This window comes from Ruegeria faecimaris, assembly GCF_900182615.1.
Taxonomy (GTDB): domain Bacteria; phylum Pseudomonadota; class Alphaproteobacteria; order Rhodobacterales; family Rhodobacteraceae; genus Ruegeria; species Ruegeria faecimaris.
In genome coordinates this window covers 89,719-113,825 of the sequence record NZ_FXTE01000006.1, presented here as the reverse complement: position 1 = coordinate 113,825, position 24,107 = coordinate 89,719, and the positions used below count along the sequence as shown (strand labels likewise).

23 protein-coding genes are annotated in these 24,107 nt (G+C 58.0%); 13 read left to right on the top strand and 10 right to left on the bottom strand.

Annotated elements, in window-relative coordinates:
* Together FN806_RS20490 and FN806_RS12200 are read right to left on the bottom strand one after the other, a co-directional pair.
* Positions 1-1,251 carry a COG4223 family protein gene (locus FN806_RS20490; RefSeq protein WP_185956697.1) on the bottom strand — a complete coding sequence of 417 codons (1,251 nt, stop codon included), beginning with the start codon at positions 1,249-1,251 and terminating at the stop codon, positions 1-3.
* 54 nt (positions 1,252-1,305) lie between these two features.
* Complete coding sequence (locus tag FN806_RS12200) at positions 1,306-2,019, bottom strand: uroporphyrinogen-III synthase (protein ID WP_142637490.1); 714 nt, start codon at positions 2,017-2,019, stop codon at positions 1,306-1,308.
* Positions 2,020-2,116: 97 nt separating this feature from the next.
* On the opposite strand from FN806_RS12200, the gene tsaD reads away from it, so the two are divergent.
* From tsaD to FN806_RS12180, 4 genes are read left to right on the top strand one after another with little or no spacing between them, the layout of a single operon-like run.
* Positions 2,117-3,214: a tRNA (adenosine(37)-N6)-threonylcarbamoyltransferase complex transferase subunit TsaD gene (gene tsaD, locus FN806_RS12195; protein WP_142637488.1), complete on the top strand. Its 1,098-nt coding sequence runs from the start codon at positions 2,117-2,119 to the stop codon at positions 3,212-3,214.
* The gene (locus tag FN806_RS12190) at positions 3,211-4,173 is read left to right on the top strand and encodes an NAD(P)H-dependent glycerol-3-phosphate dehydrogenase (protein ID WP_142637486.1); all 963 of its coding nucleotides are present in this window, start codon (positions 3,211-3,213) and stop codon (positions 4,171-4,173) included. Before tsaD ends, FN806_RS12190 begins: the two co-directional genes overlap by 4 nt.
* A gap of 1 nt (position 4,174) precedes the next feature.
* Positions 4,175-4,444, top strand: coding sequence for a YciI family protein (locus FN806_RS12185; RefSeq protein ID WP_142637484.1), 270 nt, complete (start codon positions 4,175-4,177; stop codon positions 4,442-4,444).
* On the top strand, positions 4,444-4,866 hold the full coding sequence (locus tag FN806_RS12180; protein WP_142637482.1) for an EVE domain-containing protein: 423 nt from the start codon (positions 4,444-4,446) through the stop codon (positions 4,864-4,866). The genes FN806_RS12185 and FN806_RS12180 overlap by 1 nt, the downstream gene beginning before the upstream one ends.
* A 204-nt stretch (positions 4,867-5,070) precedes the next feature.
* Here FN806_RS12180 and FN806_RS12175 read toward each other — a convergent pair whose 3' ends face one another.
* From FN806_RS12175 to FN806_RS12160, 4 genes are all read right to left on the bottom strand, one after another.
* A complete protein-coding gene (locus FN806_RS12175; RefSeq protein ID WP_142637480.1) occupies positions 5,071-5,412 on the bottom strand; it encodes a DUF2853 family protein in 342 nt (113 codons plus the stop codon).
* Positions 5,413-5,683: 271 nt separating this feature from the next.
* A complete protein-coding gene (locus FN806_RS12170) occupies positions 5,684-6,433 on the bottom strand; it encodes an extensin-like domain-containing protein (RefSeq protein WP_142637478.1) in 750 nt (249 codons plus the stop codon).
* A gap of 13 nt (positions 6,434-6,446) precedes the next feature.
* Positions 6,447-7,835 carry an adenosylhomocysteinase gene (ahcY, locus tag FN806_RS12165; RefSeq protein WP_142637607.1) on the bottom strand — a complete coding sequence of 463 codons (1,389 nt, stop codon included), beginning with the start codon at positions 7,833-7,835 and terminating at the stop codon, positions 6,447-6,449.
* 101 nt (positions 7,836-7,936) lie between these two features.
* Positions 7,937-8,254 (bottom strand): hypothetical protein, encoded by a 318-nt coding sequence (locus FN806_RS12160; RefSeq protein ID WP_142637476.1) that lies wholly within the window; start codon positions 8,252-8,254, stop codon positions 7,937-7,939.
* A gap of 204 nt (positions 8,255-8,458) precedes the next feature.
* On the opposite strand from FN806_RS12160, the gene FN806_RS12155 reads away from it, so the two are divergent.
* Entirely contained in the window at positions 8,459-9,058 is a 600-nt protein-coding gene (locus FN806_RS12155) for an HD domain-containing protein (RefSeq protein WP_142637474.1), read from the top strand.
* 6 nt (positions 9,059-9,064) lie between these two features.
* Here FN806_RS12155 and FN806_RS12150 read toward each other — a convergent pair whose 3' ends face one another.
* From FN806_RS12150 to FN806_RS12140, 3 genes are all read right to left on the bottom strand, one after another.
* The gene (locus FN806_RS12150; protein ID WP_142637472.1) at positions 9,065-10,141 is read right to left on the bottom strand and encodes a CapA family protein; all 1,077 of its coding nucleotides are present in this window, start codon (positions 10,139-10,141) and stop codon (positions 9,065-9,067) included.
* Positions 10,142-10,498: 357 nt separating this feature from the next.
* Entirely contained in the window at positions 10,499-11,053 is a 555-nt protein-coding gene (locus tag FN806_RS12145) for an ActR/PrrA/RegA family redox response regulator transcription factor (RefSeq protein WP_142637470.1), read from the bottom strand.
* Between the two features lie 86 nt (positions 11,054-11,139).
* Positions 11,140-11,760, bottom strand: a complete 621-nt coding sequence (locus FN806_RS12140; protein ID WP_142637468.1) for an SCO family protein — start codon at positions 11,758-11,760, stop codon at positions 11,140-11,142.
* A gap of 92 nt (positions 11,761-11,852) precedes the next feature.
* Between FN806_RS12140 and regB the strand changes: the two genes are divergently transcribed.
* The 8 genes from regB (at position 11,853) to trxA (ending at position 23,672) form a co-directional block, all read left to right on the top strand.
* Positions 11,853-13,247, top strand: coding sequence for a sensor histidine kinase RegB (regB, locus tag FN806_RS12135; protein WP_142637465.1), 1,395 nt, complete (start codon positions 11,853-11,855; stop codon positions 13,245-13,247).
* Between the two features lie 63 nt (positions 13,248-13,310).
* Complete coding sequence (locus tag FN806_RS12130; RefSeq protein ID WP_142637463.1) at positions 13,311-14,816, top strand: PAS-domain containing protein; 1,506 nt, start codon at positions 13,311-13,313, stop codon at positions 14,814-14,816.
* A 41-nt stretch (positions 14,817-14,857) separates the two neighbouring features.
* Positions 14,858-15,331 carry a tRNA (adenosine(37)-N6)-threonylcarbamoyltransferase complex ATPase subunit type 1 TsaE gene (tsaE, locus tag FN806_RS12125; protein WP_142637461.1) on the top strand — a complete coding sequence of 158 codons (474 nt, stop codon included), beginning with the start codon at positions 14,858-14,860 and terminating at the stop codon, positions 15,329-15,331.
* Entirely contained in the window at positions 15,328-16,332 is a 1,005-nt protein-coding gene (locus tag FN806_RS12120; RefSeq protein ID WP_142637459.1) for an aminoglycoside phosphotransferase family protein, read from the top strand. Before tsaE ends, FN806_RS12120 begins: the two co-directional genes overlap by 4 nt.
* Positions 16,329-17,015 (top strand): nucleotidyltransferase family protein, encoded by a 687-nt coding sequence (locus tag FN806_RS12115; RefSeq protein WP_142637457.1) that lies wholly within the window; start codon positions 16,329-16,331, stop codon positions 17,013-17,015. The genes FN806_RS12120 and FN806_RS12115 overlap by 4 nt, the downstream gene beginning before the upstream one ends.
* Complete coding sequence (gene addB, locus FN806_RS12110) at positions 17,008-19,935, top strand: double-strand break repair protein AddB (RefSeq protein WP_142637455.1); 2,928 nt, start codon at positions 17,008-17,010, stop codon at positions 19,933-19,935. Before FN806_RS12115 ends, addB begins: the two co-directional genes overlap by 8 nt.
* Positions 19,932-23,291 (top strand): double-strand break repair helicase AddA, encoded by a 3,360-nt coding sequence (gene addA / locus FN806_RS12105; protein ID WP_142637453.1) that lies wholly within the window; start codon positions 19,932-19,934, stop codon positions 23,289-23,291. Before addB ends, addA begins: the two co-directional genes overlap by 4 nt.
* Positions 23,292-23,351: 60 nt before the next feature.
* Positions 23,352-23,672, top strand: coding sequence for a thioredoxin (trxA, locus tag FN806_RS12100; RefSeq protein WP_142637451.1), 321 nt, complete (start codon positions 23,352-23,354; stop codon positions 23,670-23,672).
* 166 nt (positions 23,673-23,838) lie between these two features.
* On the opposite strand, the gene FN806_RS12095 is transcribed toward trxA, so the two are convergent.
* On the bottom strand, positions 23,839-24,033 hold the full coding sequence (locus FN806_RS12095; RefSeq protein ID WP_142637449.1) for a DUF1127 domain-containing protein: 195 nt from the start codon (positions 24,031-24,033) through the stop codon (positions 23,839-23,841).
* Positions 24,034-24,107: the final 74 nt, after the last annotated feature.

Genomic DNA, 24,107 nt, shown 5'->3' with positions numbered 1-24,107 from the left:
TCAGTTCGAGTTCGCGCTTGAGGCAAGCGCATTTGCAGAATCCACAGCAGAAACCCGCGTCTGGGCCGCCTGTTCCCACCCTTCAAATGCAGCTTTGGCTGCATCGGGCAGGGATTTCAGCTCATCCAGGGCAGCAGAGACATCTCCGCCCGACAAAGCGGCTTGAGCCCGCGACAAGACCGCATCGGGGCTGTCACCTTCTTGCGGGGTAACCGAACGTGCACCCGTCTGGCGCTGCAAAAACGCGACAATTCCGGTGCCCTTGTCCGCGTCCCGCGCATCGGCCAGCGCCGTGCGCGCAGCGGGCGCAAAGCTGTCCTGAAGTGCTGCAATCGTCGCGACACCTTCGGTTGCCGGTGCTGCCAGCGCCTCGGGAACGGTTACGCCTGCGGCCTTCAGTTCTGCAATCAGGTCGCCATAAGGTTGACCCGTATTCAACTGTTCATGCACCCGTGACAGAAGGGCTGCATTGGTCGCCGCCAGCGATTTTGCTGCAGCCTCGGCCTCGAGCGTCTGAGCTTCGGACACCATCTTTTCCACCTCGGCCCGTTGCGCGGCCAAAGAGTCCTGGAGTTTTTTCAGCTCGGCCTCGATGGCCGCGCCGGTTTCAGGTGAAGCGCCCTGCGTCAGCGCGCCACTTTCCAACTCGGCCAAACGGCTGGCAAGCGGATCAACCTTGTTGGTCAGATCGGATATGCTGGACTTCACCCCATCCAGATCAGCGGTAATTGGCGCGATTTGGCCGGTCAGCGTGTCAATCTTCTGGGACAGATCCGACCCGTCGGTCAGAGACTTCGACAGTGTTGATATCTGATCGGATTGTGCGGTCAGCTTCGCCTCAAGCGCGGCGATTGCGTCGGACTCACCCGAGGAGAACGCGCCGCTTTGACCCAGAGCGAACCCGGCCGCCGCAGCAATCGCACCGCCAATAAGCGCCGGGATAAAGCCGCCGCGTTTTTCGACCGGCGGTTCTGCGACGGTCTGATCAGGCGACGTAAGAGAGGCTTCGGCTTCGGCTTCGGCTTCGGCTTCGGCTTCGGCTTCGGCTTCGGCTTCGGCTTCGGCTTCGGCTTCGGCTTCGGCTTCGGCTTCGGCTTCGGCTTCGGCTTCGGCTTCGGCTTCGGAAGGCGTTTCGTCTACGGGGTCAGCATCGTCAACAGGTGCCTCATCCGGGGTCTGGACAATGTCCTCGACTGCGTCAGCCTTGGGGTCATCTTCCGGCTTTTGATCGGTTTTCTTCTTACCAGCCACCGCAATGTTCCCCTTTTCGAATCCAAAACAACCTGAACAACTAACCAGACTAAGTTAATCTGTGGCCTCGCCGCCCTCAACCCGCATCGCATGTTTCACAAGCTTTTTAACGGCTTTCCGCATTTTCTTCGGTGTCGGCTCTTTGGCAATCTTCAGGCGGACATAATCCAAGGAATAAAGGGGTTCAGCCGTGGCCTCGCTGATTGCAGCCAGCCAAAGTGGTGCCGAACCCACCCAGATGTCGGCAAATTGTCGCGCTGTTCTGGGTGAAAATATGGGGGCAATCACCGGTTCATTGCCCTCAGCAACGGCGCCTGCCCGATCTGTGAGCGGTAACAAGTGCTGTTTATAGACAGGTTGTTCACGCACAGCCAGACCGGATTCGGTCAACCGTTCAGCAATGTTACCCCGGCTGTGCTCCCCCCGAAGATGAAGCAGCGGGCTTTGGGGCCGGTGCTTTAGCAGGTTTGCAATCAGCTCTTCGGCGGTAGCACCCACCATCCGGGCATCCCAGCCAGCGCCTTTGGCCGTTCCGGTGGTAACAGGACCCACACAAAAGGCCGGCATCTTTCGAGATACATCTAAAGACATCGCCGCATTAACGGCGTTGGCCGAAGTAAAGATCAGCCCCTTTGCTTCATCCGCATGCACTTGCACCGCCAAAGGTTTTATTTCCAGGATCGGCGAATGGATAACCTCTACCCGGCTTCTGATGCGGGTTGGCAACTGCGCGACGAACCTTTCAGACGCAGCGCGCGGGCGGGTCATCAACAAATACAACAGTTGGCGCCTTCGGCCTTGGGATTGTTTGCATCCGCGCAGGGTGATACCCCGCTTGGCAACCAAGGTGTAACGGATCAGGCCAATGGTGCAAACACTTACTGTCCTCGGGTTGGAAAGCAGCTGTGATGACACGGCCGCCGCAGTCGTGCGCCAATCCGATGATACAGCCGCCGAGGTGCTGTCCTCGGTTGTCTATGGCCAGACCGAATTGCACAGCGCATTTGGTGGCGTGGTGCCTGAGATTGCCGCCCGCGCCCATGCGGAAAAGCTGGATATCTGTGTGATGCAGGCTTTAGAGGCCGCAGGTTTGGGCCTTGCCGACATGGACGCTATTGCCGTAACCGCCGGTCCCGGCCTGATTGGGGGAGTTATGTCAGGCGTCATGTGCGCCAAAGGGATCAGTGCCGCCACGGGCCTGCCATTGATCGGAGTCAACCATCTGGCCGGTCACGCACTGACGCCACGCCTGACGGACGGGATCGCGTTTCCCTACCTGATGCTGCTGGTCTCGGGCGGGCACTGCCAATATCTGATTGCCCATGGGCCCGAGCAGTTCACCCGTCTCGGCGGCACCATCGACGATGCCCCGGGAGAGGCCTTTGACAAGACAGCCCGCCTGCTGGGCCTACCGCAACCCGGTGGCCCCTCGGTCGAGGTCGAAGCCCGCACGGGCGATCCCAAGCGGTTCCGGTTTCCGCGGCCACTGCTGGACCGTCCGGGCTGCGATTTGTCCTTTTCCGGGCTCAAGACCGCGCTGATGCGAATGCGCGACCAGATCGTGGCTGAAAAAGGTGGCCTGACGCGACAGGACCGCGCCGATCTTTGCGCCGGGTTCCAACAGGCCATCGTGGACACTTTGGCCGAGAAAACCCGCCGCGCAATCGACCTTTACCTATTGGAAGGCCCTGCGGAGGCGGTTGTGTCTGTTGCGGGCGGCGTTGCGGCAAATACGGCCATTCGCACCGCGTTAGAGTCTATCTGTGCCGAAAAAGGTGCCAGATTTACCGCCCCCCCGTTGGCCCTGTGCACCGACAATGCCGCCATGATCGCCTATGCCGGAATTGAACGTTTCCGCACGGGTGCCCGCGATGATCTGACCCTGACCGCGCGTCCGCGTTGGCCTCTGGATCAAACCAGCCCGGCCATGTTGGGCAGCGGCAAAAAAGGAGCCAAAGCATGAGCGTGTCGGTTCTGGGGTCCGGAGCGTTTGGAACAGCTCTGGCGATTTCGCTGGCCGGGAAAGGCCCCGTCACGCTATGGGCTCGGGATCCGGAACAGGCCCAGATGATGCAGAACCATCGCGTAAACAGCGCGCGCCTGCCGAATGCACCTTTGCCCAAGGCGATTACGGTTACTTCGGACGCTGATCTGGCGGCAGAAAGCGAAATCATCCTCCTGTCCGTGCCGATGCAGAAATTGCGGAGCGCGTTGTGTGCGCATTCCGCTACCCTCAGAGATAAAACGCTGGTCGCCTGCTGCAAAGGGATAGAGCTGACCTCGGGCCTTGGGCCGGTTTCCGTTATCCGTGAAACCGTCCCAGAGGCGCGCGCTGCGCTGTTGACCGGGCCAAGCTTTGCGAACGACATCGCGCGCGGCCTTCCCACCGCATTGACCCTCGCTTGTGCGGATGATGCGATTGGCCGTGACCTGCAGCATGAATTGAGCACCACAAATCTGCGCCTCTATCGCACCGCGGATACTATCGGCGCCGAACTTGGTGGGGCCTTGAAAAACGTCATGGCCATCGGGTGCGGGGCCTGCATTGGCGAAGGCATGGGCGAAAGCGCCCGTGCCGCCCTTATGACGCGAGGCTTTGCCGAGATGCAGCGCTTTGCGCTGATGCGCGGGGCCCGCCCTGAAACATTGATGGGCCTGTCGGGTATGGGTGATCTGGTACTGACCTGCTGTTCCGAACTGTCCCGGAACTATCGATTTGGCCTGTCGCTTGGGCGCCAGGATGCTTTTGACACAAACACAACCGTCGAAGGTGTTGCCACGGCCAAGGCTTTGGCCAAAATTGCCAAGGCCGAAGACCTGGACATGCCCATAAGCACAATCGTTTCAGAAATAAGCACCGGAAAATGCAGCGTTGGTGAAGCCATGCGCTGGCTGCTGAACCGACCCCTGAAGGAGGAATAACATGCTGATCGCCCTTATCGCCAAGGATAAACCCGACGCGCTGCAAACCCGGCTGGATAACCGTTCCGCCCATCTGGCCTATATCGAAGAAACTGGTGTTGTTGCCCAGGCCGGACCCCTTCTGGAAGGCGATGCGATGATCGGATCACTGATCATCCTCGAGGTCGAGGATATGACGGCGGCGCAAAACTGGGCCGACAATGATCCCTATGCCAATGCAGGACTGTTCCAGTCAGTTGATCTGATCGTCTGGAAAAAGGTGGTCGGCTGATGGCGTATTGGCTGTTCAAATCCGAACCCTCGACCTGGAGTTGGGACCAGCAAGTCGCCAAGGGCGCAGAGGGCGAAGAATGGGATGGGGTGCGCAACTATCAGGCACGCAATTTCATGCGGCAGATGGCCGTGGGCGACCGTGGTTTTTTCTATCATTCGCAAAAAGACAAGGCGATTGTCGGCATTGTTGAGGTTTGCGCCGAAGCCCATCCAGACAGCACCACCGAGGATGAGCGTTGGGAATGTGTGGATATCAAAGCCGTGCGCCCGTTCACCATCCCGGTCACGCTGGATCAGATCAAAATGGACGAACGTCTGGATGAGATGGTTCTGGTCAAGAATTCCCGCCTGTCCGTACAACCGGTCAGCGATGCCGAGTGGCAGGTGATCTGCGATCTGGGGCAAACGAAGTCGGATTGATTAAAGGGAAGGTCCTGACAGATGCAGAACCTTCCCTACCCCGCGTGCTCCCGACTCACCACACGCGTATAGAATTTCGGTTCTGACCGTCCTGATCACAAACTGACACTAGCCCATTTGGCCGGCTTGGCACAAACAACAAGTACCTAAAATTGGAAACGCCCGCCACAGATCGGGCGGGCGCTGATTGGTCGAAACCCGGATTTAGCTATAGACCGACTCTTTGCCGAAATGCTTGGTCAGCATATAGTAAACGACAGCACGATACTTGTTGCGCTCGGACATGCCATAGGTTTCCAGCGCCTTGTTGATCGCTTCCATCAGCTCGGGGCCGTCGGAAAGGCCCAGTTTCTTGACCAGGAAGTTGTTTTTGACGGTCTCAAGCTCACCTGGCTGAGTGGCTGCCACGGTCGACGCGTCGGCGTCATAAATCGCCGGACCACATCCGATTGTGACCTTGGTCAAAAGGTCCATGTCGGCGTCCATCCCGCATTTGTTTTTCAGATCATCTGCGTATTTGGCGATCAGTTCGTCGCGTTTTCCCATGAATAATTCTCCCGTTGAGCAGCTTTGGCTGCGATTTTCAATGCGCCTATGAACAGGTGTCGGAAGGTTAGTCAGTTGTTCTGTTTACACAAAGGGAAAATTTCAGGTCATTCCCCGTAAGCGAAATTATGGCAGCACAGATAGACTCCGCGTACCACAATGCCTGATTCTGGCCTTCTGCAAGGGTCAGGTGGTTTGGATTTAGGGCGCAGCGGGAAAATGTTGAAACCAGTGCAGCGCGCCGACATGGCACCTGCTAACCGACCGGTGGTTATCTGCAATATCCCCAACCCGGTCCCTGAAGATGGAAGTGGTCCGCATGCAGGCGGTTGTAGTTTGGGCCAAGTACCACCCGAAACCATTCGCATGCACCCCGGCCAATCCGGTGTAGAAAATCTGCTTCGGGTCCGGGTGTTGTCCAGTCCGACAGCAGGCTCAGGCTTCGCCCATCTGCCAACTCGACCCCGACAATATCGATGGCATCAGCGGTGGCATGACTGCTCCAACCGCTGTCCTTTCCCTGCGCGGTGCGCATTCGCCGGCAGTTATAGCTGCCCAGGTGGCGCAAGCTGCGCACCCTGCTGTCCAACATCTCGCGCGCGGCGGGTTGGACCACATGGTGTTCCCACATGGCCAATCGCAGAGCCGTGGCACAACGGGTCTCGACGCCATTGACGCTGGCCGTGGTTAAGCCCGAGAGAACCCCGCGCCCGGCTATTCCGCATTTCTCGTCGACAATCAGATCCTCGACCAGGGAAAAGCTTACCCCCGCCCCGGCTAATGCGGCCCTGCACTGCGTTTCATCGGCCAAAGCTCGTCGCATTTGCACAGGTGTGACCGGCGTGACCCGAGCCGTAATGGTCAGATCTCGCAAAGGGTTCCAGTGGTCCGGAACCGGTGATTGCGGGTGGGACAAAAGCCAGTAGCCACCCCCACCCATCAAAACCACCAAGGCGAGTGCTGAGAAAACGAAAGACGCCGCCAGATGCAATATCCGACGGCGTCCAGAAGGTTTGGTCATGCCTGACCCGCAATCAATAGCGGTAATGTTCAGGCTTATAGGGGCCTTCCGGATTCACACCGATATACGATGCCTGTTCGCTGTCCATCTGCGTCAGCTTCACGCCGATACGGTCCAGATGCAGGCGTGCAACCTTCTCGTCCAGATGTTTAGGCAGGATGTAGACCTTGTTTTCGTACTGATCGCGTTTGGTGAACAGCTCAATCTGGGCCAACACCTGATTGGTGAACGAAGCCGACATCACAAAAGACGGATGACCGGTGGCGTTGCCCAGGTTCAACAGGCGGCCTTCGGACAGCAGGATCAGACGATTGCCCGAAGGCATCTCGATCATGTCCACCTGTTCCTTGATGTTGGTCCATTTGTGGTTCTTCAGGCTAGCCACCTGAATCTCGTTGTCAAAGTGACCAATGTTGCCGACGATGGCCATGTCCTTCATCGCGCGCATATGCTCGATGCGGATCACGTCCTTGTTGCCGGTCGTGGTGATGAAGATATCCGCGCTGTCAACTTCGTCTTCCAGCAGCGTAACCTCGAACCCGTCCATCGCGGCCTGCAGGGCGCAGATCGGATCAACTTCGGTCACTTTCACACGGGCACCGGCACCGCGCAGCGACGCGGCCGAGCCTTTGCCCACGTCACCATAGCCACAGACCACGGCAACTTTACCAGCCATCATAGTGTCGGTGGCGCGGCGGATACCGTCGACCAGCGATTCCTTACAGCCATATTTGTTGTCGAACTTCGACTTGGTGACACTGTCGTTGACGTTGATCGCTGGGAACGGCAGTTGGCCGTCTTTCACCAGCTGATACAGGCGGTTCACACCGGTCGTGGTTTCTTCGGACACGCCCTGGATCTGGTCGCGCATCTTGGTGAACCAACCCGGGGACGCGGCCATCCGCTTGGCGATCTGCTTTTTGATCACCTCTTCCTCTTCCGAGCCCGGTACGGGGATAATGTCTTCGCCCGCTTCGGCGCGAGCTCCCAGCAGGATATACAGCGTCGCATCGCCGCCATCGTCCAGGATCATGTTGGGGCCGTCGGTGAACAGGAAGGATTTGTCCAGATAATCCCAATGCTCTTCCAGAGTCTGGCCCTTGATGGCGAACACCGGGATACCGGCTTGGGCAATCGCCGCCGCCGCGTGGTCCTGGGTTGAGAAGATGTTGCACGACGCCCAACGCACATCCGCGCCCAGCGCCACAAGTGTTTCGATCAGAACGGCTGTCTGGATGGTCATGTGCAGCGACCCAACAATACGCGCGCCCTTCAGGGGCTTTGCGTTACCGTATTCCGCGCGCAGGGCCATCAGGCCCGGCATCTCGGTCTCTGCAATATCCAGTTCTTTGCGGCCAAACCCGGCCAGCGAAATGTCTTTGACGATATAGTCCCCGGCCATCAGGTGCTCCATTCCGGTATAATTCAATCCGGGTTGCCCTAGCATCCCTTTTGGGACGTGGCAACGCAGATGGCCGGAAACGGGGTTTTAAGCCGCCAAAATCAACTTGGTATGCCCTCTACCTTGATTTTGGGGATCGCTTGGAAAAAGTCGGTCCCAACGGCGACAATGCAACTGATGCCGTTCGGACGTGTCACCAAAACGGTATAGCTACCCGTTTCCTGAGAGGTCCAGACCTCCATCACCGATTGCGAGCCACGGGATTTTTGCAATCCACCAAAGGCCAGTTCCTCGGAATAATTGTCCTGTAGCGTTGAAATCAGTTGATCACGCAACGCACAGCTTTGCTGGGCAAAGGCAGGCGGTGCAGTGGCGGCCATACCAAAGGCCAGAGCAATTCCTAACAAACGCTTGAACATAGCAAGCTCCTTTCGATACGAGTTACGTCCGAGAGGGGCACACCGGGAGGAGCATGCGCCCCCCTCGGTACAAATGTCGGTATCACCGCGCGCTTGTTCAAAGCACGATTGCTCAAGAAAAAGTTGGCAGCTGGTGATCTTGACAGGTACAGCTTAGCACAAAAATGCGAATTTAATGTGTCCCACTTCACAAGGCATGGCAGAATGGCAACACAACCCCGCGCATGGCAAAGAATGCTGTCCGGGCGCAGGCTGGACCTGCTGGACCCAACACCGGTGGATATCGAAATTGAGGATATCGCGCATGGGCTGGCCTTTGTGGCCCGCTGGAACGGGCAGACACATGGCGATTTCGCCTATTCGGTGGCCGAGCATTCGCTGCTGGTCGAAGAGCTTTTTGGTCGTATTGCCCCCAAGGCACCGGTCAAATGGCGGCTGGCGGCCCTGTTACACGATGCGCCGGAATACGTGATCGGAGATATGATCTCTCCGGTCAAATCCGCTGTCGGTCCCGACTATGGCGCACTGGATGACCGGCTGGCTGCGGCGATCCACATCCGGTTTGGCCTGCCCGCTGCGGTGCCTAAAACGGTTAAACGGCAAATCAAAAAGGCCGACAAGATCAGCGCCTGGATGGAAGCCACCCAGATCGCGGGCTTTTCCGAGGCCGAGGCGACAAAATTCTTCGGCCGCCCGGACAGGGCTATTATGGAAGGGCTGCAGATCAAATTGCGGCCACCCGTTGAAGTAAGATGTGCCTATACGCATAGACATTCGGCATTGATGGCCGAGATTGGGCCCTGACCACTATCAGCCTTCTGATCGCGCCACCTTCTGAAAGACGTTACCGTCAATCTCATGGGCATGCCAACGCACTGGCGTCGCCTTCAGATTTGTTATTTCGGCCTTGCCCTCAGTCTTTTGTACTTCAATCTGCATAATCGTACTGCTGGCAATGTCTCTATCGGCGAAACCCCACAGCAGACTTCCTAGGGAATAGGCGATTGGCACCGTCCGATCTCCGGTCTGTGTGCGATACAGCTGAATGGGCTGAGGGACATGGGGGTGGTGGCAGACGATAAGATCAGCTCCGAATTCGGCCAAGTCCTGTGCGGCCTCTTGCTGCGCTCGGCGCGGGAACAGCTCGAACTCATGACCCCAATGAATAATCGCAATAACCAGATCACAGCCAGCCGCTTTTGCGTTCGAAATCTGTGTCTTTAGAAGGGTGGTGTCCGGCGCCTGATGCTTTGAAGTCAGCTTGGCGATATTGATGCTCTGCTTTTGACCTTCAGGAAGCGCGTGGCCGTTGGTACCAAAAGCGCAGGACGCAAATCCGAACTTTATCCCTTTTCGTTCGATCGTTTTGACGGCTGTGGCTTCTGCCAAACTCTCATTCACGCCGATTTGCATGATATTTCTGTCACTTAAGACGTTTAGAGTCGTCTCAAGCCCCTCAACACCCATGTCGAGAATATGGTTGTTTGCAAGGTTCAAAACATCAATGAACCTTTCGTTATGGCTGGTCAAAGCATCGAACTGTTCTTCCGACGCACATTCGATCGGCGGGCCAGCGTCCCCGATCACTTCGTCAATCAAGGGCTGTGTCGTTACAGGTGACTCGTAGTTGGCGACCAAAATATCATCCTGAAACAAAAGATCTTCAATCTCAGCATATACTTGATCTTTTGCGACACTGGTCCTGTGGGTTCTTAGAATGTCCCCGGCAAAGCTCAGAGTGACCGAATTTGATGTGTCACTGATGTCAGCGGTTGAAAGTTGTACGGCCGTTTTAGTCATAAAGCCGGACTGATCCAGCTCCGCTTCAGGCTGCTGAATGGGGTTCTTACTTTTATAGGCCCAGTACAGGTTGTCCAAAATGTTCATTTCGGAAAGCTCACCCGCAGCGCCCTTTCGTGGTCGCGCCCAAAACCCAAATCTCTCTGCTGCCCAGGTGACAACAGAGACAATGGCTTTAAGGGCAGGGTTGGAAATACGGAGGCTTTCGTATGGCGTATTAGGGAGCGGCGACACTTCGATACATCTCAACTATTTGTTCGGAAAATATAATTATTGAACTTAACGACAACACAAATTGGTTAACAGACACTAAATTAAAGTCTTCAGGGGTGGCGGTCCATCAGCCGCGACAAAGCATATGTTTGATAGCCGCCTGTCGAGACTCAATTCGGTTTTCCGGCTTCATGAGTTCTGGCCTGGTATGCGCAAGCTAAACTCACGATCTCATCGCGGGCTGCGCTTCGCCAAGATCCGTTGCAATGTCCGGCGGTGCATGTTCAGGCGTCGCGCGGTTTCACTGACGTTGCGATCACACAGCTCATAGACCCGCTGGATATGCTCCCAGCGCACGCGATCCGCGCTCATTGGGTTTTCCGGCGGCGGGGGCAGTTCGTCGCCCTTGGCCAGTAATGCGTTGGTGATGTCGGTGGCGTCGGCGGGCTTCGACAAATAGTCGGTGGCACCAATCTTGACTGCGGCCACAGCGGTGGCAATAGCGCCGTACCCGGTCAGAACCACAACCCGGCTGTCGGGGCGCTTTTCGCGCAGCACTTCGACCACATCCAGGCCGTTGCCATCCTCCAACCGCAGGTCAACAACCGCATATGCAGGTGGACGGGCTGTGGAAATGGCGCGGCCAGCGGCGACAGAGCCCGCGGTTTCAACCTCGAACCCGCGTTTTTCCATGGCCTTGGCCAGACGTCTCAGAAACGGTTCGTCATCATCCACCAATAACAGCGATTTATCCGGGCCGATGTCGAGGTCAGAGCTGTCCGCCATATTCTATTCTTTCCGCTAATTCACGCCGTTGGCTTAAACATGAGTAATAGCAGCGCCATTGCAAAGGTCAAACAGACCGTTGCGTTCTAGATCTTGTCCAGAAAGCAGCCCACCTTGTCAGCCATCTGCTCGGCTGTGTCATTGCGATCGAAAAATTCGATAAACCCGTCCTGGGGTGTGACCAGATAAGTAAAGGTCGAGTGATCAACCAGATAGTACTCATCACTTTTGTCATGGGCCTTATAATAGGTCTTATAGGCCTTGCTGGCGGCCTTGACCTGCTCGGGCGTGCCGGTCAGGGCGATGGTCTTACCACCAAGGTTAAAGGCGTAATCGGCCATGACCTCGGGTGTATCGCGATCCGGGTCGATCGAGATAAACAGCGGCGTCACCGATTGCCCGCGTTCGGCCAGAATATCCACCGCTTCGGCATTGCGGGACATGTCAAAGGGGCAAACATCCGGACAGAAGGTATAGCCGAAGTAGACCAGCGTAGGTTCGGTTATCACCTGTTTGTCGGTCACAGTCTCGCCCTTGCCGTTGATCAGTTCGAAGGGCCCGCCAATGGTGGCCGTACCCCCTGCGATCTGGCTGGACCGGCACTGCGCGAATTTGTCGTCCGAGCCTGCGCCGCGCGTCAGCAGCCACATGGCCCCCAGACCTACGGCCAAAACAACTGTTGCAAGGATAGCGTATAGACGGACCATGGCATCTTACCTGACGATAGAGGAGTTGTTGATCGTTCCGGCCGGGACACCTATCAAGATGAACAGCCGATGCAACAGGACATAATGGACCAATGGCAGATTCCAACATCACTTTTTGGCCTGGTCAGGAACGCAGCTGGATTCGCCTGCGGACGCTGATCCTGCTGCGCTGGGTGGCCATCTTTGGCCAGATCACCGCAATCACCGTGGCGCAACAGACCTATGATGTGCAGTTGGATGTGACGCTGTGCTATCTGGCCATCGGTATTTCGGTCATGGGCAACTTGACGGCGATTCTTGTCTTTCCACGCAACAAACGCCTGTCCGAGTTCGAAAACTTTCTGATGGTGTTGTTCGATTTGTTGCAGCTGACCATCCTGCTGTATCTTACCGGAGGTCTCAATAATCCGTTCGCCTTGCTGTTGGTGGGTCCGGTGACGATCTCGGCCAATGTCATGAGCACCCGGTCAACCCTGATCATCGGTACGGTGGCCATCATTCTGACCACGCTGCTAGCCGAATTTCACCTTCCCCTGCACACGGATGGCGGTGTGGATCTTGAGATCCCTGATATCCTTCTGTTCGGAAACTGGGCTGCCATCGTTATAGCGATCGTTTTCCTGGGGGCCTATTCCCACCGCGTAAGCTCTGAGGTGCAGTCGATGTCTCAGGCGCTGTCGGCCACGCATATGGCCCTCGCACGTGAACAGAAACTGACCGATCTTGGTGGAGTTGTCGCCGCCGCCGCGCACGAACTTGGAACACCTCTGGCAACAATCAAACTGACCAGTGCCGAACTGATTGAAGAGCTGGACGACCGCCCGGATCTGAAAGAAGACGCCGCCTTGATCCGCGAACAGGCCAATCGTTGCCGCGACATTCTGCGCGACATGGGGCGGGCTGGTAAAGACGACCTCCACCTGAGACAGGCCCCCCTGTCCACTGTCATCCATGAGGCCGCCGAGCCACATATCAACCGCGGCAAGCAGGTTCACTTTGCCGAAGGTCCGGTCGGGGATGGCGATGTTCAACAGCCTTCGATCTTGCGTAAACCTGAGATCATCCACGGAATGCGCAACCTCATCCAGAATGCTGTGGATTTCGCGCGCAGCAACGTCTGGGTCGAAGCGGAATGGACAGCCGAAAGGATTACGATCAACATCATGGATGACGGCCGCGGGTATCCTTCGCAAATGATTGGCCGGATCGGGGATCCGTTCATGCGCCGACGGCGGGCAGAATCGGAAAAGCGGGCCCGTCCGGAATATGAAGGTATGGGCCTGGGCCTGTTCATCGCAAAAACCCTGCTGGAACGCAGCGGTGCGCATTTGGACTTCGCCAATGGCTCTGATCCATATCAGACCTTGTCGGACAATCCCGAACGTATAGGGGCCATCGTCCGGGTATCCTGGCCGCGAAAACTTGTGGATGCACAGACCGGCGACACCCCCGTTCCTTCAGGTGTAAATCAGCATATCCAAGTCTGAGTTAAGACCCCGTTAACCATTTCCACCCATAGCTATACCCGTGAATTCACCGCGGGAGAGCACATGGTCGACTGGATCATATTGGCCGTCATCAGTGTGGTGTCTGCCAGTCTGGCGGTTCAATGGCTTTTGCCCCGTCGTCAGCAGACAAGTGACAATTTCGGCCTGTCCGAGCCGGCCTCGTTGTTCAATGTCGTGTTTCTGTTCGACGGTGACCGCCTGATCAGCCACACAGACATCGCTCTGGATGGGTTTGAGGCTGTGCGCGACTGGTCAGATCTGCGTCGGCTGCTGCAGCGGGATTTTCCGGGCTTTCCTGAAACCCCTGAACGCGTCAGGCACGAAGGGAATCTTGTCATCCCCGCCATTGATTGTTCGGTCGAGCGGGACGTTTTGTGCGAATGGATCGACGGGGTCGTACGCGTACAGCTGCGGGAAAGCTCTGATTACCCCAGAACCGTATTGCGCGAGAATAGCGATCCGATCCGCCTGGCGATGGAACTGGCGCCCTACCCGGTCTGGCATCTGGATTATCAAAACAAGATCCGCTGGTGCAACGCCGCCTATGTCTCGCTTGTCCGCAAAGTGCGCGGTGGCGATACCGACCTGACTGCACCTCTTTTTCCCGGGCCCGAAAATGGCGCGCGTATCAGCGCCAAGACCCGTGTATTCATTTCGTCCGAAGACAGTGCAAACAAGCTTTGGTTTGACCTGACGATGGTGGACCACCCGGAAGGTAGCCTTTGCTACGCTGTGGACATCAACGCCATCGTCGCCGCCGAGACAGCGCAGCGAAAATTCGTACAGACGATGACCAAAACCTTTGCACAGCTGTCCATCGGCTTGGCCATTTTTGACAGAAATCGCCAACTTGCACTGTTCAACCCCGCCTTGATTGACCTGACCACCCTGCCCCCGGATTTCCTGAGCTGCCGCCCCAACCTGTCCAGTTTCTTTGACCGCCTGCGCGATCAGCACATGATGCCAGAACCCAAGAACTATCGCAGCTGGCGTAATCAGATGAACGATCTGCTGGAGGCCGCAGAAGACGGAAATTACCAGGAAACATGGTCGCTGCCATCCGGCTCGGTCTATTCCGTCAGCGGTCGCCCGCACCCGGATGGCGCGGTGGCCTTTCTGTTCGAAGATATCACGGCCGAGATCACGTTGACCCGCCGCTTTCGGGCGGAAATGGATTTGATGCAATCCATCCTGGATAAGCTGGCCGACGCGGTTGCCGTTTTCGGTGATGACGGTACCTTGGCCTTCACCAATTATGCCTATCAGAAATTATGGGGTGAAGCCGATGGTGCCGGATTTGAACCCGACACGGTTCTGGACGTGACCCGCAACTGGCAGAAACATTGCACGGCCACTCCGATTTTGGGTGAAATCCGGGATTTCGTGGAAATGCGGGACAGCCGGGCTGAGTGGTCAGCCAGAATCCAGATGCGTAACGGAACCGATCTGAACTGCACCATCTGCCCATTGCAAAACGGGGCCACCATCATTCGCTTTGCCACGCACAATGCGTTGCCACAGCACGAGATACAGCAAATCAGCGCCTGAACCGGGTTGCAGCCAATCCAGCGTGGGGCCATTGTGGCGCCATGACGTTACCACCCCTCAGGATCACCCTGAATTCGCCCGAAGATACGACCAAATTTGCCAGTCGGCTGGGCGCAATTCTGCATCCGGGCGACATCCTGCTGCTGCAGGGTAAGATCGGAACCGGTAAGACCCATTTCGCGCGCAGTCTGATCCAGTCACTGATGACCCGGCCCGAGGATGTGCCCTCGCCCACATTCACGCTGGTTCAGGTCTATGACACCCGTAAAGGTGAGATTTGGCACTGCGATCTATACCGGCTGAGCGCGGTGGAGGAAGTCGAAGAGCTTGGGCTGGCCGAAGCGATGGAGCAAGCGATCTGCCTGATTGAGTGGCCCGAGAAACTGGGCCCGCTTACACCCGGTTCTGCCCTGACGATGACATTTGAAACAGACCCGGACATGCTGGATATGCGCCACATCACCCTCACATGGACCGACGAAAAATGGGCTCAAAAACTGGAGGTCAGCGAATGACAAACCGCGCCATCCTTGCCGAAGCTCTGATTTCACACACGCCGTGGTCCAAGGCCCGCCGAGAGCCTTTGGCGGGGGATGCCTCGAACCGCCGGTACGAGCGCCTAACCGACCCGGTCACGGGCAAGTCCGCTGTTCTGATGGATTCGCCCCCGGGCCAGGCGGAACCGGTCGAAGCCTTCGTACGGATGGCCCGGCATTTACAATCTATCGGGCTAAGCGCCCCACAGATCTACGCCGAAGACACGCAATATGGGTTTCTTCTTCTGGAAGACCTTGGCGATGACCTATTCGAGCGGGTTCTGGTCAAACATCCCGATATGGAGCGGGAATTATACGAGGCGGCAACAGATGTCCTGATCAAGTTGCACGAGGCCCCGACCCTGTCGCTGCAATCTTACGGCCCGGCACTGATGACCGAACTGGCGGCCCTATCCTTCACCAAATACGCCCAAGGGGTTCTTGGCGAATATGACCGGGATGCACAGGATCGGTTCGAACACCGATTTGCTGATATCCTGCATCAAGAAACATCCGGCACCAAAGTTGTTGTCCAAAGGGATTACCACGCGGAAAACCTGATCTGGCTTCCTGACCGCCAAGGGGTTGAGCGCGTTGGATTGCTGGATTTTCAGACCGCCATGCTGGGCCATCCTGCCTATGATCTTGTGTCTTTGCTTCAGGATGTGCGCCGCAAAGTGACGGCGGGTACGGAAATGCGGATGGTCAGCCACTATATCTCGGCTACGGGCGTCAACGATCATGATTTCCGCAGTGCCTATGCCGTGCTGGGGGCCCAGCGAAATCTGCGGATTCTTGGTGTGTTTACCCGGCTTGCGACCGAGTATGGCAAACCCCATTATGTCGATTTGATCCCCGCTGCGTGGGGCCATCTGATGCGGGATCTGGATCACCCGGCGCTGGTGAATGTTGCCGACCTGCTGCGCGTGGCTCTGCCCGCGCCGACACCCGAAAACCTGAACAGGCTCAGACAGAGATGACCCAGCCCCCCAATGCCGTCATGCTGTTCGCAGCCGGGTTCGGCACCCGCATGGGCACCCTGACCCTGAACCGCCCCAAGCCGCTGATCGAGGTAGCCGGGCGCCCGTTGATCGACCACGCGCTTGATTTGGTTGACGCGCTTGGGCCGGTTCGCAAAGTGGCCAACCTGCACTATCTGCCGGATCAGCTTGAGGCGCATTTGGCACCGAAAGGCGTACTTGTTTCACACGAACAGCCCGACATTCTGGATACTGGGGGCGGATTACGGGCAGCTTTGCCCTTATTAGGGTCAGATTCAGTGTTCACGTTGAATTCAGATGCCATTTGGTCCGGCCTGAACCCGCTGACAATGCTGCGGGCCGTCTGGAACCCTGATTTGATGGACGCATTGCTAATGTGCATCCCGACCGCGCAGGCGATTGGTCATGCCGGCGCCGGCGACTTTACTGCTGATGAAACGGGCCGGATTACCCGCGGCCCCGGATTGATCTACGGAGGCGCGCAGATCATGAAGACGGAAGGGCTGGTCGAAATTCCAGACAAGGTGTTTTCGCTGAACCTGCTTTGGGATCGGATGCAAAAGAAAGACCGGCTGTTTGCCCTAACCTATCCCGGCCGCTGGTGCGATGTTGGCCATCCGGAAGGGATCGCCCTTGCTGAAGGTCTGTTGGCGGATGTTTGACCCCTCACCCCTGCCCCGCGTCTTTGCCGTACCTCCGGGTGTGGATTTTCCAAAGACGCTGGTCCGGGGGTTGAGAAATCGCTGTGCCGCTCTTCCGCCCGAGGCTTTGGCCCGAGTGGAGCTGGTTGTTAACACGCGGCGTATGGCTCGCAGGGTGCGTGAGCTGTTCGACCAGGGCCCTGCCTGTTTGTTGCCGCGCCTATCACTGGTGACTGATCTGGGTGAAAGCGTGAATCTGGCGCAGATACCACCCGCAATCCCGCCCCTGCGACGGCGGCTGGAATTGACGCAGCTGGTCTCGAAGCTGCTGGATCAACAACCGGATCTGGCGGCGCGCTCGTCTTTGTTTGACCTATCAGACAGTCTGGCCGCATTGATAGATGAGATGCAGGGCGAAGGCGTTTCACCCGAAGCGATCCGGCGGCTGGATGTCGGCGACATGTCTGGGCATTGGGCCCGCGCGCAGGCCTTTATCGGGATTGCGGATCAGTTCATCGACTCAGAAGACGACATCCTGGACACGCAGGCCCGGCAGCGCCGCGTGGTCGAGAACCTAATCGAACATTGGCGAGCGGATCCACCTCAGCACCCGGTCATTCTTGCCGGCTCGACGGGGTCACGGGGAACGACACTGATGCTGATGCAAGCCGTTGCCTGCCTGCCGCAAGGCGCTTTGATCCTGCCGGGTTTTGACTTTGACCAGCCCGATCAGGTCTGGGCTCAGCTGGATGCGGCGTTAACCTCTGAGGATCACCCGCAATACCGGTTCCGAAAACTCATGAACCAGCTTGGGCTGAGTCCGGATCAAATCACAGCCTGGGCCCAGGACAATCCACCCTCACCCGCCCGTAGCAAACTGATATCGCTTGCGTTACGCCCTGCCCCGATCACGGATGCGTGGATGTCCGAAGGCCCGCAACTGACCGATCTGCATGGTGCAACCAAGGACCTGACCCTGGTCGAGGCGCAGTCCCCTCGGGCTGAGGCCCTGGCCATAGCACTCCGTTTGCGAGAGGCGGCTGAAACCGGCCAGACCGCCGCTCTGATCACCCCCGACCGCATGCTGACTCGTCAGGTCAGCGCTGCGCTGGACCGGTGGAACATCCTGCCCGATGACAGTGCTGGCCTGCCGCTGCAGCTGTCCCCACCCGGACGGTTCCTGCGCCATGTCGCGGCCCTGTTCGCGCGTCGATTGGACGGCGAAGCGCTGTTGACCCTGCTGAAACATCCGCTCTGTCATGACGGGGGCGAGCGTGGCTCTCATCTGTTGCACACCCGCGATCTGGAACTGGACCTGCGCCGCCACGGGCCGCCATTCCCGGATGCCGCCAGCCTGACGGCATTTGCCATCCGCAAAGAGGTGCCCGAAGGCTGGGTCCATTGGTTGGTGCAGCATTTCTGCGACCAGCAAATTGCTGATGAGTTGCCACTGACGGATTGGGTTGATCACCTCTACGGGTTGGCTCAGGCCATTTCCGCCGGTAACACTGACGATCCCGGTACTTTGTGGGACAAGAACGCCGGTCAAAAGGCCCTGGCGGTTGTGACCGAGCTGCGAAATGAGGCTCAGCATGGCGGCACCATGACCGCCCATGACTTTGCCGATCTGCTGGGTGCTTTGCTGGCCGGAGAAGAGGTCCGCGACCGCGACGCGCCACACCCCCGGATCATGATCTGGGGCACGCTCGAGGCCCGGGTGCAGGGCGCCGATTTGCTAATCCTTGGCGGTTTGAACGAGGGCAGCTGGCCCGAGGCGCCCGCGCCCGATCCTTGGTTGAACAGGCAGATGCGCGATAAGGCTGGGCTGTTACTGCCAGAGCGGCGCATTGGCCTGTCGGCACATGACTTCCAGCAGGCTATCGGCGCGCCCGAGGTCTGGCTGACCCGGTCGACCCGGTCCGACGATGCCGAAACCGTTCCTTCCCGCTGGTTGAATCGGTTAACCAACCTGTTGAGTGGCCTGGCAGAACAGGGTGGCCAAACCGCCCTTGCAGAAATGCGCGGCCGAGGGCGGCAATATCTGGGGTGGTCCGAACAACTTGAATACGCTCCAGAAATCAAGGCGGCACCGCGCCCATCTCCGCGCCCTCCGGTCGGGTCGCGCCCGCGCCGCCTGAGCGTCACCGAGATCATGCGCCTGATCCGTGATCCTTATGCGATCTACGCCAAACATGTGCTGCGGTTGAAACCTCTGGACCCTTTGGTTCAGGCCCCGGATGCGCTGCTGCGCGGGATCGTGATCCACGAGATTTTGGAGCAATTCGTTAAGGACAGCGTGCTGGACACGGCCTTGCTGACACGCGAAAGCTTCTTGAAACGCGCCGAAAGCCTGCTGGTCCAGCATGTTCCATGGCCCACAGCGCGCAAATTATGGCTCGCGCGGCTGGAACGGATTGCGGATGATTTCCTGAGGGCCGAGACCACCCGGCGCAGCGATGGTGGACCTGTGGCTTTTGAGGCCGCGATGAAACTGGCGCTCAGTCCGCTGGATTTCACCATGGTCGGGCGCGCCGACCGCATTGACCTGAACAGCCGCGGGGCGCTGCGGCTGGTCGACTATAAAACCGGTGCGCCCCCGACCGAAAGCCAGCAGGCCAAGTTTGACAAACAGTTGCTGATCGAAGCTGCAATGGCCGAGCAGGGCGGGATCGAAGGGTTTGACCCGTTGCCTGTGGCCGAAGCAATTTTTGTCGGCATGGGCGGCACCTATAAAGAGATACCCGCGCCTCTGACCAAAGAGCCGGTCGACAAGGTCCTGGCTGAGCTGAAACAGCTGATTTCCTCCTATTTAGAGCCTGACCAAGGCTTCACCTCGCGCCGCATGCTGCACAAGGATACCGATATCGGGGACTATGATCATCTGGCACGTTTCGGTGAGTGGGACCGAACCAGCAACAGTGCCCCCGAGGACCTGAAATGAGCGCCCGCAACGACGCCACCGAACGGCAGGTGCAGGCCGCACGACCCGATGCCTCGACCTGGCTGGCGGCAAATGCGGGATCTGGCAAAACGCGGGTTCTGACCGATCGGGTGGCGCGGCTGTTGCTGGACGGGGTGCAGCCGCAACACATCCTCTGCCTGACTTACACCAAGGCTGCAGCCAGCGAGATGCAAAACCGGTTGTTCAAACGCCTCGGTGAGTGGGCCATGCTGGGGGATGCTCCGCTATTGGCGCAGTTGACCGATCTGGGCGTTCAGGGTGCGATTGACCCGGACCGTCTGGCACAGGCCCGCACATTGTTTGCCCGTGCGATCGAAACGCCCGGCGGGCTGAAAATTCAGACCATCCACTCTTTCTGCGCCTCGCTGCTGCGCCGTTTCCCACTTGAGGCCGGGGTCAGCTCGCAATTCACCGAGATGGAAGATCGGGCCGCCGCCTTGCTGCGCGAAGAAATCGTCGAGGATTTTGCCCAAGGGCCGATGGCCAATCTGATCGGCGATGTCGCCCGTTTTGTGACTGACACAGGGTTCGACAAACTGACCGCCGCCATCACGCAAAAGCGCAATCTGTTTGCGCAGGCCGTCGATTGGTCGCAGGTTTTGCAGCAATTCAATCTGCCTGCCGATTTTGACGAACAGCTCTTGCTGGGTCAGGTGTTTTTGGGGGGCGAGGTCGAACTTGTCCGCAGCGTCTTGCCCGCACTGACCGAAAGCGGTGGGAATAATGCCAAGGCAGCCACCAGGCTTGCGGCCTTCACCCGCGCCGATATCAGTGCGCTGCCGGTGCTTGAAGATGTATTTCTGACCGGAAAGGCGGCCAAGGACCCGTTTACCGCCAAGATTAACGCTTTCCCGACCAAACCCCTGCGCGAAGGTGTTCTGGCGGGTCAGATGCCACAGCTAGAGGCGTTGATGTTGCGCATTGAAGCCGCGCGTGAACAGCGGCTTGCACTGGTTGCAGCCCGTAAAACGCTGGCGCTTCATCGGTTCGCAATGGCCTTTCTGCCGGAATATGAGCGGCGCAAACAACTGCGCGGCTGGCTGGACTTTGACGACCTGATCTTGCGCGCCCGAAACGTACTGAACGACCCGGCGGTAGCGTCTTGGGTATTGTACCGGCTGGATGGCGGGATTGACCACATTCTTGTGGATGAGGCCCAGGATACCAGCCCGGACCAATGGGACGTCGTCGAAAAGTTGGCGCAGGAATTCACCAGTGGGGAGGGGGCCCGGTCCGGGATTGAGCGCACTATTTTCGTGGTGGGTGACAAGAAACAATCGATCTATTCCTTCCAGGGGGCCGACCCTCAGGCCTTTGACAGGATGCAGGCCGAATTTGGGCGGAAACTGGAAGAATCAGGCTCTAAACTGTGGGATTCTACGCTGGAATACTCGTTCCGCTCCTCCAGCGCCATTCTGTCTCTGGTCGATATTCTGTTCGAAAACCATGCCGAGGCCGGGTTTCACAAAGAAAGCCAGCACCGCGCCTTCAAGTCCGATCTGCCAGGGCGCGTCGACCTATGGCCGGTGGTCGAAAAAGTCAAAGACGAGGAAGATACCGAATGGACCGACCCGGTGGACCGCCCTGGAGCGCGCCACCATACCGTTGTTCTGGCCGAGCAGGTTGCACAGTCGATCAGGGATATGATCGAACAGGGGGAAACCATCCCCGAAGATGGCGAGGTACCGGGCAGTTTCGTCCGGCGAAAGGTACAGCCGGGGGATTTTCTGATCCTCGTCCAGCGCCGCTCGGACCTGTTTGCTGAGATCATCCGCGCCTGCAAGGCTGCCGAACTGCCGATTGCAGGGGCTGACCGGTTGAAGGTCGGAGCCGAGCTTGCGGTCAAGGACCTGGCGGCTCTGCTGAGCTTTTTGGCCACGCCCGAGGACAGCTTGTCGCTGGCCACGGTACTGAAATCTCCTCTGTTTGGATGGTCAGAACAGCAGCTTTTTGATCTGGCGCATCGGCGACAAGAGCAATTCCTTTGGGCAGCGCTGCGAAATCGGGCCGAGGAGTTTCCCGAGACGCTAGCCATTCTGAATGACCTACGCAGCCAAATCGACTTTCTGCGCCCATATGACCTGATCGAGCGGATTCTGACCCGTCATCACGGGAGGCGCCTGCTGCTGGGTCGGCTGGGCCCCGAGGCCGAAGACGGCATCAACGCGCTGTTGTCACAGGCGCTGGCCTATGAACGCACCGACATTCCAAGCCTGACAGGTTTTTTAGTCTGGATGCAGACGGACGATCTGGAGATCAAACGGCAGATGAGCGGTGTCGGCAACATGATCCGCGTGATGACCGTGCACGGATCGAAAGGGTTGGAAGCCCCCATCGTGATCCTGCCGGATACCGGCAGACGGCAAGCCCCGCGCGATGCCGAGATCATGGTGACGGATGCTAAGCCACTATGGAAAGTACCGGCAGACGCGTCCCCGGCGCTGATCGCGCAGGCGCGAGCCGAAGCGCGCGAACGGGAAGAGAATGAACGGTTGCGCCTGTTATACGTGGCGCTGACCCGTGCAGAGAAGTGGCTAATCGTCGGTGCGGCAGGGGATGTCGGCAAGGACGGAACCAGTTGGTATCAACTGGTTCAGGCGGCTATGGCGCGGGCAGGGGCAACAGCTCTGCCCAACAGTGAGATCCTGCGCTTGTCGCACGGAGATTGGCATGGTCCGGAATTTATCGAACACACAGGTGCCGTTCGTGCCCACAGCGAATTGCCGCCGACCTTCCTGAATTCCGCCCCCGCCATTGATGCGGCGCCGGAAATCCTCAGCCCGTCTGATCTGGGCGGGGCCAAGGCCTTGCCCGGGGACATGGGCCAGGATGAAGAGGCCGCCAAGCTGCGCGGCACCCGCCTGCACCTGCTGCTGGAGCATTTGCCGCGGGTCCTTCCTGAGAACTGGCCGCAGCTTTGCGCGCGGGTTCTTCCCGATATGCGTGAGGCCGAGCGGCAAGGATTGCTGGCCGAGGCGCAAAATGTGTTGACGGCGGATCACCTGAAGGCCGTGTTCGCCCCCGATACCTTGGCCGAAGTCCCGGTAACGGCCGATCTGGGCGGGCGGCGTATCCATGGTGTCATTGATCGGGTGATCGTCACCAAAACGGACGTCCAGGTAATTGATTTTAAATCGAATATGACAGTTCCAGACAATGCAGCAACCTGCCCCGAAGGACTGCTGCGACAGATGGGTGCCTATGCTGATTCATTGTCGCAGATCTATCCGGACCACGAAGTCAGAACCGCAATTCTGTGGACCCGAACAGCCCAGCTGATGTGGCTGCCACACGATCTGGTGAAAGCTGCGCTAACCCGTGCGCTGACGCCTTGACCTTGGCATACCCGACACCTAGTTTCAGTGACCAAGCATTCCCCATTCAGGAGACAGAATATGTCGACCGTAGCTGTTACCGACGATACTTTTGACGCCGAAGTCAAGAATTCCGAAATCCCCGTAGTTGTCGATTTCTGGGCCGAATGGTGTGGCCCCTGTAAACAGATCGGACCCGCTCTGGAAGAGTTGGCGGCTGAATATGGCGACAAGGTCAAGATCGCCAAGGTCGATGTAGACAGCAACCCGAACTCTGCCGCCGCCATGGGCGTACGTGGCATCCCAGCGCTGTTCATCTTCAAGGATGGTCAGGTCGTTTCGAACCGCGCAGGCGCCGCACCGAAAGCCGCGCTGCAAAGCTGGATCGAAGAAGCGCTCTGATCCGGTTCGGGAAACAACGTTTGAAGGCGCCTCATTCGGGGCGCCTTTTTTCGTATCTGGGGCAAAGCGCTTCCGCCTGAATTGTCTGACTGGAAAAAGCTGCGCAGAAAAAGAAAAAGCCGCCCAGACCCGGGCGGCTTATCTTGAATTCACGAATTCTCGTGGATCAGAGGGTGGTGATATCCGCGCGGCACAGGCCGATATCGTCCAGCTGTTCATCACTGAGAGCCGACAGGGCATTGCGGGTTTTGCGGGATTCATTCCAATCGGCGGCTTTTTCAAAAGCGCCAAAAAACGCGTCCACTACATGCAGGATGGTAGCTGCTCCGAGCGGCGCATGGATATTTGCGGTAGTTGCCATTTGCGCATTCCTTATAAACAGAAACAGCCGACCCGTTGTCGGTTGTGAGCCTCATGTAGGATTTTCAACTGAGT